Origin of the sequence: Bradyrhizobium sacchari, from assembly GCF_002068095.1 — a bacterium.
Taxonomy (GTDB): domain Bacteria; phylum Pseudomonadota; class Alphaproteobacteria; order Rhizobiales; family Xanthobacteraceae; genus Bradyrhizobium; species Bradyrhizobium sacchari.
In genome coordinates, this window is the sequence record NZ_LWIG01000063.1 from 42,406 (window position 1) to 55,728 (window position 13,323).

12 protein-coding genes are annotated in these 13,323 nt (G+C 64.6%); 3 read left to right on the forward strand and 9 right to left on the reverse strand.

What is annotated here, in order from left to right; all coding sequences use genetic code 11:
- Positions 1-5 precede the first annotated feature (5 nt).
- The 9 genes from A5906_RS37610 to A5906_RS37650 all read right to left on the reverse strand — a co-directional run bounded on the left by A5906_RS37610 (position 6) and on the right by A5906_RS37650 (position 9,484).
- Complete coding sequence (locus A5906_RS37610; RefSeq protein WP_080140158.1) at positions 6-1,097, reverse strand: protein-glutamate methylesterase/protein-glutamine glutaminase; 1,092 nt, start codon at positions 1,095-1,097, stop codon at positions 6-8.
- A 16-nt stretch (positions 1,098-1,113) separates the two neighbouring features.
- Positions 1,114-1,968: a CheR family methyltransferase gene (locus tag A5906_RS37615; protein WP_080140159.1), complete on the reverse strand. Its 855-nt coding sequence runs from the start codon at positions 1,966-1,968 to the stop codon at positions 1,114-1,116.
- A 134-nt stretch (positions 1,969-2,102) separates the two neighbouring features.
- Complete coding sequence (locus tag A5906_RS37620) at positions 2,103-3,905, reverse strand: methyl-accepting chemotaxis protein (protein WP_080140160.1); 1,803 nt, start codon at positions 3,903-3,905, stop codon at positions 2,103-2,105.
- Between the two features lie 61 nt (positions 3,906-3,966).
- Entirely contained in the window at positions 3,967-4,455 is a 489-nt protein-coding gene (locus A5906_RS37625) for a chemotaxis protein CheW (RefSeq protein ID WP_080140161.1), read from the reverse strand.
- 64 nt (positions 4,456-4,519) lie between these two features.
- On the reverse strand, positions 4,520-6,214 hold the full coding sequence (locus A5906_RS37630; protein WP_080140162.1) for a methyl-accepting chemotaxis protein: 1,695 nt from the start codon (positions 6,212-6,214) through the stop codon (positions 4,520-4,522).
- A gap of 36 nt (positions 6,215-6,250) precedes the next feature.
- Complete coding sequence (locus A5906_RS37635) at positions 6,251-6,712, reverse strand: chemotaxis protein CheW (protein ID WP_167523750.1); 462 nt, start codon at positions 6,710-6,712, stop codon at positions 6,251-6,253.
- Complete coding sequence (locus A5906_RS37640; RefSeq protein WP_080140164.1) at positions 6,712-8,799, reverse strand: chemotaxis protein CheA; 2,088 nt, start codon at positions 8,797-8,799, stop codon at positions 6,712-6,714. Before A5906_RS37640 ends, A5906_RS37635 begins: the two co-directional genes overlap by 1 nt.
- Positions 8,796-9,161, reverse strand: coding sequence for a response regulator (locus A5906_RS37645; RefSeq protein WP_027562191.1), 366 nt, complete (start codon positions 9,159-9,161; stop codon positions 8,796-8,798). Before A5906_RS37645 ends, A5906_RS37640 begins: the two co-directional genes overlap by 4 nt.
- Positions 9,161-9,484, reverse strand: coding sequence for an STAS domain-containing protein (locus A5906_RS37650; protein ID WP_080140165.1), 324 nt, complete (start codon positions 9,482-9,484; stop codon positions 9,161-9,163). Before A5906_RS37650 ends, A5906_RS37645 begins: the two co-directional genes overlap by 1 nt.
- Positions 9,485-9,771: 287 nt before the next feature.
- Here A5906_RS37650 and A5906_RS37655 point away from each other — a divergent pair, with 287 nt between their 5' ends.
- From A5906_RS37655 to A5906_RS37665, 3 genes are all read left to right on the forward strand, one after another.
- The gene (locus A5906_RS37655) at positions 9,772-10,911 is read left to right on the forward strand and encodes an HD-GYP domain-containing protein (protein ID WP_080140166.1); all 1,140 of its coding nucleotides are present in this window, start codon (positions 9,772-9,774) and stop codon (positions 10,909-10,911) included.
- A gap of 188 nt (positions 10,912-11,099) precedes the next feature.
- Positions 11,100-11,768, forward strand: coding sequence for a hypothetical protein (locus A5906_RS37660; RefSeq protein WP_080140167.1), 669 nt, complete (start codon positions 11,100-11,102; stop codon positions 11,766-11,768).
- A 19-nt stretch (positions 11,769-11,787) separates the two neighbouring features.
- On the forward strand, positions 11,788-13,323 hold a 1,536-nt coding region (locus A5906_RS37665), incomplete at its 3' end, for a CHASE2 domain-containing protein (RefSeq protein WP_245327123.1).

Consider the following 13,323-nt stretch of genomic DNA (forward strand, 5'->3'; position numbering starts at 1 on the left):
CGCACTCAACCTGCCGTCACGGCATGCCCGGCCTGGTACCAGAGCATGATCTCACGCGGGATATTGTGCAGGGACACGACCTTCTCGACGCCGCCATGGGCGATGGCTTCCTTGGGCATACCGAACACCACGCAACTCTCTTCGTCCTGCGCCCGCGTCGAGGCGCCGAGCTTGCGCATCTCAAGCATTCCGCGCGCGCCGTCATCGCCCATGCCGGTCATGATGACGCCGAGCGCATTGGCGCCGGCATGCTGCGCCGCCGAGCGGAATAGCACGTCGACGGAGGGGCGATGCCGCGACACCGGCGGGCCGTCCTTGATCGCGATCTGGTAGCGCAGGCCGATGCGCTGGAGCAGCATGTGGCGGGCACCGGGCGCGATATAGGCACAGCCCGGTAGCACCGGCTCGCCATCCTCGGCCTCCTTGACCCGGATCTGGCAGACGCTGTCGAGGCGTTTGGCAAAGGCCGCGGTGAAGCCGGCCGGCATGTGTTGGACGATGACGATGGGCGGAGAATGCGGCGGCAGCACCTCGAGGACATCGTTGAGTGCTTCGGTGCCGCCCGTCGAGGCGCCGATACATACGATGCGTTCCGTCGTCGGCCGGACCTTGCCCTGCACCGGCGGCGGGATGATGGCGTCGGCCGTCAGCTTCTTCTCGACCACGCGCCGCTCCGAGCGCGGACGGACCCGCGCACGCGCGGCCGATTTGACCGCCTCGCGCAGCCGGGTCGAGCATTCGAGCAAGGCCTGACGCGTGTCGATCTTCGGCTTCGGCACGATGTCGACCGCGCCAGCCTCGAACGCCTCGAACATCACATCGGAGCCCTCTTCGGTGAGCGAGGAGCAGATGATCACCGGGATCGGACGTTGCGCCATGATTTTGCGCAGGAACGTCATGCCGTCCATGCGCGGCATTTCCAGGTCGAGGATGATGACATCGGGGATTTCGTTCTGGAGACGTCGCGCCGCCACAAACGGATCAGAAGCCGCGCCCATCACCTCGATGTCGGGATCGTCGTTGAGGATCGTCTGCAGGATTTGGCGCACCGACGCCGAATCGTCCACGATCAGTACGCGAACTTTCTCCCTCGGCATTGTGGTCGCGCTCCGGCTAAACCTGGAAAATGGTTGGCTGAACTTGCTTCAAGCCCGGCACCGCACTGTGAATCATCGATTCCGAATGTCCGACCAGCAAATAGCCGCCGGGCCGCAAATGATTGCACAATTGCTCGACCACCTTGCGCTGCGTCTCGCGCTCGAAATAGATGAGGACGTTGCGGCAGAAGATGATGTCGACGTCACGATCGACGGGATACGACCCATCCATGAGGTTCATCCGCATGAAATGCGTCATGCGCCGCAGCTCCGGCACAACCCGCACCTCGCCGCGCGACTTGTCCCGCGACGACAGGAAGTATCGCTTCACGAAGTTCTCAGGCACCGGCGCCAGCACGTCGCGGGTGTAGATCGCGGTCCTGGCGAGGCGCAGCACGGCCGTCGAAATGTCGGTCCCGAGGATGCGATACTGGAAGCGCGAGCCGTTCCGCGTCATGTCGTCCAGCACCATCGCGGTCGTGTACGCTTCCATGCCGGTCGAGCTCGCCGAGCTCCAGATCTTCAGATTCGCGTTCCTGCGGCCATGCGATTTGAGCAAAGCGGGAACGGCGATGTCCCGCATGAAGGTGAAGTGCTGGGGCTCGCGGAAGAAGTCGGTCTTGTTGGTTGTCACCACATCGATCAGATGGGTGAGCTCGGTGTCGAAATGGTCCGCCTCGAACAGATTGTCGACATATTCGTTGAGATCGGAGAAGTTCAGCGCGCGCACGCGCTTGTGCAGGCGCCCTTCCAGCATCAGCCGCTTGCCCTGCGGCAGCTTGATGCCGACCTGGCCCTCGATCAATTCGGCGATGGTCCGGAAGTGGCGGTCCGACAGATGCACGGCCGTATCCTGCACGGCGGGCATCATGGCTGCATGCCCCGGTCCGGGATGCCCGCCTGCAGTGAATGTCGGGCCGAACGGGCCATCTTGAATCCTACACGTCTACGAAATGACTGAAGACAAATCGGCCCCCCATTGGGGGCCGATCCCACAAAAGAAACTCAGCGCTGGAACTCGGCGTCGCGGTCGTCCTCGCCGTCGTTCATATCGAAGGCGAAGCCGCCGCCGCCGGCAGCCTTTAGAGCGCGCGCGGGCCTCGCCATCGGCTTCTTGGCCGGACGCTCGGCGGCCGCCATGGTCGCCGCCTTGGCGCGCAACTGGGTCACCGCGCGGTCGATCGGCGCGGCGTGGCCCTTTCCACCCTGCTCGATACGGAAATAGGCGATGGTCGACTGCAGCTGCTCGGCCTGGGAGGCGAGTTCCTCCGAGGTCGAGGACACCTGCTCGGAGGCGCTGGCGTTCTGCTGGCCGACCTTGTCGAGTTGCTGGATCGCCTGGTTGATCTGCGCCGACCCGACGTCCTGCTCGCGGCAAGCCGCCGTGATCTCCTCGACCAGCTCCGCGGTCTTCTTGATGTCGGGAACGAGCTTGGCAAGCATGGCACCGGCCTCCTGCGCCACCTTGACGGTGTCGGCCGAAAGTGTGCCGATCTCGGCCGCGGCCGCCTGGCTGCGCTCGGCCAGCTTGCGCACTTCCGATGCGACGACGGCAAAGCCCTTGCCGTGCTCGCCGGCGCGCGCGGCCTCGACCGCCGCGTTGAGCGCGAGCAGGTCGGTCTGGCGCGCGATCTCCTGCACAATGGTGATCTTCTCGGCGATGGTCTGCATCGCGTTCACGGCGCGGCCGACGGCTGCGCCGCTAGCCTCGGCGTCCTTGGCCGACTGCGCCGCGATCTTCTCGGTCTGGTTGGCGTTGTCCGCGTTCTGCTTCACGTTCGAGGCCATCTCCTCCATCGAGGACGAGGCCTCCTCGGCGGACGAAGCCTGTTCGGTCGCGCCCTGCGAAAGCTGCTCGGCGCTGGCGGAGAGTTCCTGGCTGCCGGCCGAGACATTCTGCGCCGCGGTGAGCGCTTCCGACACGATCTGGCGGAGCTTTTCCACCATGCGCTCAAGCGCGAGGCCGAGCGTGTCCTTGTCCGACAGCGGCCTGGCTTCGACCAGGAGGTTGCCCTGCGCGATCTCGTTGGCAACGGCCGCAGTTGCATTCAGGTTCACCGTCATCGCATTCAGCGACTTGATGAGGTCGCCGATCTCGTCGTTGCTGGAGGACTCGATCTTGCGGCTGAGATCGCCGATCGCGACCGCGTCGGCGAGGCCGACGGCCTGGGCCAGTGCCCGGCTGATGTTCATCGCGATCCAGGTCGCGGCAACCGCGGCGATCAGCAGCGAGGCGATGACCAGGCTCATGAGCAGCAGCTCTGCGCGCGAGCCGTCCTGCTTGGCCTGTTCGGCCTGCTCGGCCATGTTCTTCTTGACGTTCTTGATGTAGCCGTCCGCCGCTTCCAGCGTATCAGCAACGACCTTGCGACCGTCATGCATGGACCGGTCGAGCGCCTTCGGCTTGTCGGTCTTCGCGAGCCTGACCGTCTCGTCTTGATAGGCGTTCAGCTTGGCGAACGCGACATTGAAGCCCTCCATCAGCTTCTTGCCGCCTTCGCTGGCCGCGGCGTAGATCTCGTCCTTGGACTTGGCGACCGCTTCGCGGTTCTTGGCGAGATCGGCTACGAACTGGTCATACTCGGCATCGGACGCCGCCAGGATCGAATTCTTCTCGGCGCGCACCAGGAACAGGACGCCTTCCTTGAGTTCGGCGGCCTTCTCCATGCGGCCCGCACGGGCGACGAGAACCTCGGTGGTGCCGACCATATCGGCCAGCTTCATGTAGCCGACCGCACCGGCAATCATGGAGAGCAGGATGACGACGCCGAAGGCGCTGGCAAGCTTGGCTTTGACGGTGAATCTCATATCAATCTCATTAGGTTCGAATTGAGGTGCTTACGCTTGATCACACTTCACGCTTGCAAACTCATGCGGCGCGGGGCGCATCGGCGCCGGCATCGCTTCCTTCCGGGATCCTGTCGTTCGCCATCAGCTTGGAAAGGTCGAAAATGACGACGAACTTTTCGCCCTTGCGGCCGATGCCGGCGGCATAGTCGGATTGCCATTTGCCGCCGACCTCGGGGATGGGCTCGATCGCCTGCTCGTCGATGTCGGTGACCTCGAACACGCAGTCAGCGACGAAGCCGACACCGACAAGGCGATCCTTCATAGGGACGTCGAGGATGATGATGCGGGTGGCCTCGGTCGCAGCGATGCTGGGCAGGCCGAGCTTGGTTCGGAGGTCGACGATCGGATAGCCGCTGCCGCGCACGTCGATCATGCCGAGCAGGAAGCTCGGTGCATGCGGCAGCCGCGAGATCGGCCGCATGTCCAGGATCTCGCGGACGTTGCGGATGCTGATACCGAACGTCTCGCCGGCGAGCCCGAGCGTCAGATATTGCGAGGTTGCGGCCATGATGCAGTCCAGGGTCCGAAGGTTTTAAAGCGAGCACGGTCCGGCGCGAGGCCGGACCGGTTGATCAGCGTTGGAATTCGGCGTCGCGGTCGTCTTCGCCGTCATGCATGTCGAAAGCGAAACCGCCGCCGCCCGCGACCTTCACGGCACGGGCCGGCTTGCGGACGGGTGCGGGCTTCTTCGCGCCGCGATCGGCTGCCGCCATGTGCGCCGCCTTGGCGCGCAGCTGGGTGACGGCGCGATCGATCGGCGCGGGAGCGGCGCTCTCGCGCCCGGCGTGCTCAATCCGGAAGAACGAGATGGTCGACTGGAGTTGCTCGGCCTGCGAGGCGAGCTCTTCCGAGGTCGAGGAAACCTGCTCGGAGGCGCTGGCGTTCTGCTGGCCGACCTTGTCGAGCTGCTGGATCGCCTGGTTGATCTGCGCGGAGCCGACGTCCTGCTCGCGGCAGGCCGCGGTGATCTCCTGGACCAGCGCGGCGGTCTTCTTGATGTCGGGCACGAGCTTGGACAGCATGTGGCCGGCCTCCTGCGCGACCTTCACGCTTTCCGTCGACAGTGTGCCGATGTCGGCAGCCGCAGCCTGGCTGCGCTCGGCGAGCTTGCGCACTTCGGAAGCGACCACCGCAAATCCCTTACCGTGCTCGCCGGCGCGCGCGGCCTCGACCGCGGCGTTGAGCGCGAGCAGGTCGGTCTGGCGGGCGATTTCCTGCACGATGGTGATCTTCTCGGCGATGGTCTGCATCGCCTCGACGGCGCGGCCGACGGCCACGCCGCTGGCCTCGGCATCCTTGGCCGATTGGCCTGCGATCTTCTCGGTCTGGTTGGCGTTGTCGGCGTTCTGCTTCACATTCGAGGCCATCTCCTCCATCGAGGACGACGCTTCCTCGGCCGAGGAAGCCTGCTCGGTCGCGCCCTGCGAGAGCTGCTCGGCGCTGGCGGACAGCTCCTGGCTACCGGCGGAGACGTTGCTGGCCGCGGTGAGCGCTTCCTCGACGACCTGCCGAAGCTTCTCGACCATCATGTTCAGCGATTTGACGAGATCACCGATCTCGTCGTTGCTGGAGATGTTGATCGTCTGACTGAGATCGCCGCCTGCCACCGCACCGGCGAGCCCGACTGCACGACCGAGACCGCGGGCGATGCTGATCGAAATCCAAATCGCGGCGATCAGACCGATGACGAGCGACGTCAACACGGCCGAGATCAGCAGGAACTGGGCACGATTGCCGTCCTCGTGCGCCTGGGCGGCCTGATCAGCCATGTTCTTCTTGACATTGGCAATGTAGACATTCGCGGCCTCCATGGCCTCGCCGACAGCCTTGCGCACGTCGCTCATGGAGCGTTCGCCAGCCTTCGCCTTGTCGGTCCGGGCGATCTTGAGGGCCTCATCCTGAGCCGAATTCATCCGCGTATAGGCTGCACCGAAATTTTCGAGGAGCTTCCTGCCCTCGGGCGAGGCCACCGCGTGAATCTCTTCCTTGAGCTTCAAAAGGGTTTCGCGCTGCTTGGCGATCTCGGCCATGAAGCGCTCCGCTTCGCTCTCGGGAGCCACGATGAGGTTCTTCTCGGCCCGGACCTGAAGAAGGATGCCCTTCTCGATCTCTGCCGCGCGCTCCATCCTGCCGGCCCGCGACACCAGGCTGTCCGCCGTGTCGATCATCTCGCTCAGCTTCACATAAGCGAGACCGCCCGCCGCCATCGAGAGCAACAGGACCACGCCGAACGCGCTGGCAAGCTTTGCCTTGACCGTAAATCTCATTTCCAGCCCCTACCCCAGTCTCGCCCGAGACTCATTTCAATTCAGGATGCGTTCCATGTTGGGAACGATGACGAACTCTTCACGCCATTTGGCGATGAAGCGAATGAACTCCGGCTTCCAGTGCATGCCGACGCGCGGCGTCTGCTGAACGTCGGTGTGCGATATCTCGGTGACCTCATAGACCTTGTCCGCGGTGACGCCGACCAGGACCGGCTCGCCGTCGAGATTGAGCTCGATCACGACGACGCGCGTGTCGGCCGAGTTGTCGAGCTGCGGCATGCCGAAGCGGATACGCAAATCCGCGAGCGGAATGACGTTGCCGCGGACGTTGATCACGCTTGGAACGAAGGCCCGCGCGCCGGCGACCCTGGTCACCGGGACGGGATCGATGATTTCGCGCACGAGGCCCGCATCGAGCGCGAACTTCTCCTCGCCGAGCCCGATCATTACGACCTGCATCGCATCCGCCCGAGGCTCTCCTGCCAAACCTTCGTTCATCACGCCGCCTCGCTGAGGTGCTGCTTCTCGACCTTGGACTGCGCCAGCGTGACGAGTTGGGCGACGTCGAGGATCAGCGCCGCCGTGCCATCACCGAGGATCGTCGCGCCCGAGAAGATCGTGACGTCGGAATGTAGCTTGGAGAGCGACTTGATCACGGTCTGGTGGTTTCCGATGATCTGGTCGGCCACGAGGCCGACGCGGGTCTCGCCGGTCGAGATGATGATCGTCTTCTGGTGCTTATCGGGAGATCCGGACGCCGTCAGAAGCTCGCGCAGGCGCAGGAACGGCACGAGGTTGCCGCGCACGTTGAGGAAGTTACGGCCGCGCGAGCGCTCGTCCTCGGCCGTCAGCTCGACACACTCCTCCACCGCCGACAGCGGGATGATGTAGCGGCCCTCGCCGACGCGGATCAAAAGGCCCTCGATGATCGCAAGCGTCAGCGGAAGGCGCAGCGTCACCGTGGTGCCCTGGCCCGGCCTGGTCGACAGGTCGATCGAGCCGCGCATGTTCTCGATGGTGCGCTTGACCACGTCCATGCCGACGCCCCGGCCCGACAGCGCCGAGATGGTCTGCGCGGTCGAGAAGCCCGGGTGGAACAGGAACTGGTGGATTTCGTGATCGGTGAGCACGGCGCCGGCGGCGATCAGCCCCTGCTCTTCCGCCTTGGCACGAATGCGCGCAGTGTTGAGGCCCCCGCCGTTGTCCTTCACGGTGACGAGCACCTGCGCGCCGGAATGAACGGCGGCGAGCTCGATCCGGCCCTGCTCGGTCTTGCCGTTGGCAGCGCGCGTTGCGGTGTCCTCGATGCCGTGGTCGATGGCGTTGCGGATCAGGTGCACCAGCGGATCGGCCAGGCACTCGATCATGGTCTTGTCGAGCTCGGTATCCTCGCCGCTCGTGACGAATTCGACGGGCTTCGACAGATCGCGCGACAGATCGTGCACCAGGCGGCGGAAGCGGCCGAACAGTGAGCCGATCGGCACCATGCGGGCGCCCATCGTGGTGTCGCGCAAGGAGGACGCAAGGCGTTCGATCTCCTCGGCGATCATCTTGATCGAGAGATCGGAGCCAGAGGCGGCGAGCTGGCTCAACCGCGCCTGGGCGATGACGAGCTCGCCGACGCGGTCCATCAGTTCGTCGAGACGCTCGGCCTGGACGCGAACAGTGGCGATGCCGCGCTCTTCGCGCTTGGCCTCGGTCTTCGTCTCGGTTTTCGTCTCGGATTTGGCTTCGGGCTTCGGCTCAGCCTTTCCAGCAGGCTGCTCGGTAACCTGCGCGGCAGCAACCTCGACGACCGGCGCGGCCATTTCGGCCACGGGCGCCTGCTCCTCGTCGAGGAGCAGGAACAACGGCGCCGGGACAGGCGCTTCGACCTGCGCGAGCGGCGAGAGCGTCAGCTTCATCTCGTCCTGGACGAACATGAAGACGTCGTCGATCGCGTCCTTGTCGCAAGCTGCGTGCAGCTTGACGTCCCACTTCAGATAGCAGTCTTCCGGCTCCATCTCGTCGAGGAATGGAATGCCGTCAGTGACAGGCACGACGAAGCAGGGGCCGAGCTTGCAGAGATCTTCCAGCAGATCGAGTGGGTTCGAGCCGTTGCGCAGGATGTGGGATTCGAATTCCAGATAAAGGTGCCAGCCCGCCTGCTTGCTCTCGACCGGCGCCAGCGGCGGCGCTTCCGCGATTGCGGCGACCGGAGCTGCAGGCTGGTCCGCCGACACGAAGCGCCTGAGGTCGTCGAGGATGGCTTCGCCGATGATATCGTCGGTCGACTGCGGATCCTCGATCAGCGCACGGATGTAATCCTTGGCGGCGAGCGCGACCGAGATCAGCTCCTGGGTCGGCCTGATCTCGCCCTTGCGAACCCGGTCGAAGGCGGTCTCGAATTCGTGGGTGAACGAGGCGACCTTGTCGAAACCGAACATGGCGCCCGACCCCTTGATCGTGTGCAGGGCGCGGAAGGCGGAATCGACCAGCTCGCGGTCATCGGGACGCTGGCCGAGATCGAGCAGAGCCCCTTCGAGGACCTCGAACAGCTCGCTGGCTTCCTGCCGGAAGACCTCGGTCGGGTCCATCGCGTTCATGCGCGCACCAGCTTGCCGACGACGGCGAGCAACTGCTCCGGCTTGAAGGGCTTGGTGATCCAGCCGGTGGCGCCGGCGCTCTTGGCTTCCTGCTTCACCGCATCGTTGGATTCCGTGGTCAGGAACACGATGGGCATGCCGACCGCGCTCGGCAGCTTGCGCAGCGCCCGGATCAGCTCCAGCCCGTTCATGACGGGCATGTTGAGGTCGGTGATCACGAGGTCGAGCTTGCCGGCCTGGGCCTTGGCGAGCCCCTGCGCGCCGTCACCGGCCTCGATCACGTTGTGACCGGCCGGCTCGAGCACGACCTTGATCATCTGCCGAATGCTGGGGGAATCGTCGACGGTCAGAATCGTGGCCATCAGGTGCCATCTTTCTTTTGCGGGAAATGCTGGTCGATCATCGCCTCGCTGGCAAAGCCGGCGCGGCGAAGGGTGTTGCGCAGAGACTGGGAGAATGAAGTGAGCACCACCGGGCGCCCCTGGGCCTCGCCCGTCTTGGCGGTCGACAGCAGAAGCTGGATCGAGGTGACGTCGGCCCTGTCGACGCTGGAGCAATCGATCTCGAGCCGCTCCTGACGGCCGAACGCCTCGCGAATGAGGTCATAGACGCCGCGGATCGCAGCGATGCTGCAGTCGGCAGGCAGCCGTAGGGACCACTTCGGCTCAGTGACATCAGACGACATTCGTCCCCCAAAATTTCCGGGACTCAACTGCACGCATGGCGCGAATCCCGCGCGACGACTATTCGGTATGGAGAGTGTGCAAACCCCTAATGGATTCCTCCGTACAACTACGGGTCACAATTCAAAGAACTTCGCGTATGCACGCAGACGTGCATGGCTCACTTAAATCTCATGCGCCGCGCGCAGTCATGAAGCAGCTTGCCGCCGATGAAACGTTTGCTTCGCGTTAAATCGCAAAGGCTAGTTGTTGAGGTCATGCCTCGCCATCCGAACAACTCCGGCCGCCGATGCTGACCCAAGCGCTTCTGGTTGACGACAGCCGCTCCGTCCTCAACTTCCTGAAACGGCACATTGAGGCCGAAGGCCTGGTCGAGGCGACCACGTTCCTCGATCCCGTGGAAGCGCTGATGTGCGCGCGTGAGCGCGTCTTCGACCTCGTGCTGGTCGATTACGAGATGCCGCATATGGACGGCATCAGCTTCATCCGCACGCTCCGCACCCTGCCCGGCTGCGCCGACATCCCGATCGCGATGATCACGTCGCGCCAGACCGACGACGTGAAGATGGAAGCGCTGCAGGCTGGTGCAACCGATTTCCTGCCGAAGGCACCGCAGAGCGTCGAGATGACAGTGCGCCTGCGGAATTTGATTCAGCTTGGTGCAGCCGTGCGCAAGCTCAATGATCGCGCCGCGCATCTGGCCAGCGAAGTCGCCGCCGCGACACGAAAGCTCGGCGAACGCGAGGAGGAGATCATCCTGCGGCTCGCGCTCGCGGTCGAATACCGCGACAACGACACCGGCGAGCATACGCTGCGGGTCGCCCGCTACAGCCGCATCATCGCCGAGCAGCTCGGCCTGCCGGCCCGGCTTTGCCGCGACATCTATCTTGCCGCCCCTCTGCACGACGTCGGCAAGGTCGCCATTCCCGACAACATCCTGCTGAAGCCCGGCAAGCTGACCGACGAGGAGATGGCGGTGATCCGCACCCATGCCAAGATCGGCGAGCGGATCCTGGCGGACTCCAGCTGCGAGCTGATCCAGCTCGGTGCGCAAATTGCCGCGGGCCATCACGAGCGCTGGGACGGCGCGGGCTATCCGAACGGCCTCAAGGCAGACGAGATCCCGGTTGCCGCGCGGGTGGTCGCCGTCGCCGACGTCTTCGACGCGCTGACGACGCGGCGGCCGTATAAGGAGCCGCTGCCGCTCGAGGTGGCGCGCAATTACCTGGTCGAGAACACGGGACGGCAGTTCGATCCCGCCTGCGTCGAGGCCTTTCTGTCGCGTTGGGACGAGGTCATGGCGATCGCCGCCGGCCAGCACGCCACGCCATATCAGAAGACCGAAGCCACGCTCGCTCCCCTTGTAGAGAGCGCGGCAGAGGGCCGTCCGGTCGAGGAGCGCCCGCTCGGGGCGGTCCCGGCCGTCTGACATTGTCCATCGGCCAACAGCCTGCCGCAGCTCTGTTTTCTCCGGTCGCGGGGTTGAACCTGTTCCTGCTAGAGTGCCACCAAGAATAAAGAGTGATTCTGGTCACACTTGTCTGGGCGGGCGGCTGCTAAGCATCGGACCAGGAGTGGGGACCGGCAATACATCGATCGAATCGGATGAGAATTCCCATGAAAAGCCTGATAGGCGCCGCTCTCGGCGCGTTCTGTGTTGCGGCCCCCGCCCTGGCGGAGACCCCGGCCGCGATCGTCGAGGACGTCCAGGGCAAGATCGACGGCATCGCGTTCATGGACTATGTGGCGCCGGGCAAGATCATCAAGCTCGGCCCGAAGGCGAGCATCACGCTCAGCTACCTGAAATCCTGCCAGCGCGAGACCATCAGCGAAGGCGTCGTGCTGGTCGGCGCCGAGCAGAGCACCGTGCAGCTCGGCGAGGTCAAGCGGGAAAAAGTCCCCTGCGACACCAATGCGGCAAAACTATCCGAGCGCGAGGCCAACCAGAGCGCCGCGACCACCTTCCGCACGATGCGCTCGGATGCCAAGGGCGGCCCGTCCAAGCTGCCGACGCTCTACGGCACGGCCCCGCTGGTGCAGGCCAAGATCGGCAGCACGCTGGTGATCGAGCGTACCGACGGCAAGGAGCCCACCATCACCGTGCCGCTCAAGAACGAAATCATGATCGGCGGCAAGTTCTATGACTTCGCCAAAGCCGGGAAGTCGCTGACCCCCGGCGGCAGCTATCTCGCCATCCTCGGCGCCAAGCGCTACGCCTTCCAAGTCGACGCCAGCGCCACGTCATCGCCGACGCCGATCGTCGGCCGCCTGCTGCGGCTCGAATAGGCGGCTCTGCGACGGCGCGATGCGGCGGATCGGCAGGCGGGACATCATTGCGGCGATCCTGATTGCGCTCCTTGCGGGCGCAATCTTCACGTCGCCACCGCTCCAGGTGTTGCAAGGTCTCTCCCTCGACATCCTGACGGCGCTGCGCGGCAAGATCATTGGCGACCGCCGCGATCCCGCGACGTCGCCGGTCGTCGTGGTGGCGATCGACGGGGAGACCTACGACACCCCGCCCTTTAGGGGATCGCCGACGCAGACCTGGACACGCGAGATTGGCCGGGTACTCGGCAGCATCACCGAAGGCGGCGCCAAGGTGATCGGCTTCGATGTCATCTTTCCGAGCTCGATCGAGCAGTCCGAGATTCCCTTTGGCGATGCGCCGCTCGGCACGCGCATGAAGGGCTTTGACCGGGACTACCTCATCGCGCTCCGGCAACTCTCCGACGGCGGCAAGCTGGTGCTCGGCGAAATCCTCAGCAACGATCATTCGGACAGACCCTACCGCGCACAGCAACTGGCGGTGAAAAACAATGTCCGCGCTCTCAACGTCCATACCGACCCCGACGACGTGATCCGGCGCATGCCGCTGAGCTTCTCCATCGACGGCAAGCCCGTTCCGGCAATGGCGGTCGAGCTCGCCGCGCGTGCGCTTGGCGCCAAGCCCGAGATCGGACCATCCGGAACGATGGAATTGTCCGGCTATGCGATTCCCAGCGCGGTGCCCAACACGCTCACGCTCAACTTCCGCGGCCGCGGCCGCGACGTCCCGGCCTATTCCTTCGCCGACCTGCGCGCCTGCGTCGAGAAAGGCGATCGCGACTTCTTCCACCGCGCCTTCGACGGCAAGGTCGTGCTGCTCGGCACCATCCTCAATTTCGAGGACCGCAAGCTCACCTCAATGCGAGTGTCCCGCGGCTATGACGGCTCGCCCGCGCCGCGATGCGCCCCGCCCGCCCCCGCCCTTACACAGAAGGCCCGGAGCGACGTCGCAGGCGTGTTCGTACATGCCACCGTCGTTCGGAATCTGATCGAGCATGATGCCGTGACCGAGCTCGGCTTTCCGGCACGAACGATTCTTACGATTGCGCTTGCAGCGATCATCGCCTGCTTAGCCTGCACGCTCGCTCCTGGCGGCGCGGTGATCGCGTGGTTTGCTCTCACCGCCGTTTACACAGCCGTCGCCGTCGGCGCGTTCGTACATGCACTGGCGCTGCCCTTGACCGAGCCTGCGCTCGCAAGCCTCGCAGCGCTCGCAATGATGATCGGTTATCGCTTCGTACTGGCCGATCGCGACGAGCGTTTCCTGCGCAAGAGTTTTGCCCTCTATCTCGCGCCCGAGGTGATCGAGACCATGGTCGCCTCCGGCAAGATGCCGGCGCTCGGCGGCGAGATGCGCAACGTCACCATGTTCTTCTCCGACCTCAGCGGCTTCTCCTCGATCGCGGAGACGATGACGCCGGGCGAGCTGGTCACGCTGATGAACGAATATCTCTCCGCCATGACCGACATCATCGAGGGCCATGGCGGTTACGTCGACAAATATATCGGCGATTCC

Coding starts and splice junctions, on each gene's coding strand:
- A5906_RS37610 (WP_080140158.1), bottom strand. CDS start 1,097: ATGCCGAGGGAGAAAGTTCGCGTACTGATCGTGGACGATTCGGCGTCG.
- A5906_RS37615 (WP_080140159.1), bottom strand. CDS start 1,968: ATGATGCCCGCCGTGCAGGATACGGCCGTGCATCTGTCGGACCGCCAC.
- A5906_RS37620 (WP_080140160.1), bottom strand. CDS start 3,905: ATGAGATTCACCGTCAAAGCCAAGCTTGCCAGCGCCTTCGGCGTCGTC.
- A5906_RS37625 (WP_080140161.1), bottom strand. CDS start 4,455: ATGGCCGCAACCTCGCAATATCTGACGCTCGGGCTCGCCGGCGAGACG.
- A5906_RS37630 (WP_080140162.1), bottom strand. CDS start 6,214: ATGAGATTTACGGTCAAGGCAAAGCTTGCCAGCGCGTTCGGCGTGGTC.
- A5906_RS37635 (WP_167523750.1), bottom strand. CDS start 6,712: ATGAACGAAGGTTTGGCAGGAGAGCCTCGGGCGGATGCGATGCAGGTC.
- A5906_RS37640 (WP_080140164.1), bottom strand. CDS start 8,799: ATGAACGCGATGGACCCGACCGAGGTCTTCCGGCAGGAAGCCAGCGAG.
- A5906_RS37645 (WP_027562191.1), bottom strand. CDS start 9,161: ATGGCCACGATTCTGACCGTCGACGATTCCCCCAGCATTCGGCAGATG.
- A5906_RS37650 (WP_080140165.1), bottom strand. CDS start 9,484: ATGTCGTCTGATGTCACTGAGCCGAAGTGGTCCCTACGGCTGCCTGCC.
- A5906_RS37655 (WP_080140166.1), top strand. CDS start 9,772: ATGCTGACCCAAGCGCTTCTGGTTGACGACAGCCGCTCCGTCCTCAAC.
- A5906_RS37660 (WP_080140167.1), top strand. CDS start 11,100: ATGAAAAGCCTGATAGGCGCCGCTCTCGGCGCGTTCTGTGTTGCGGCC.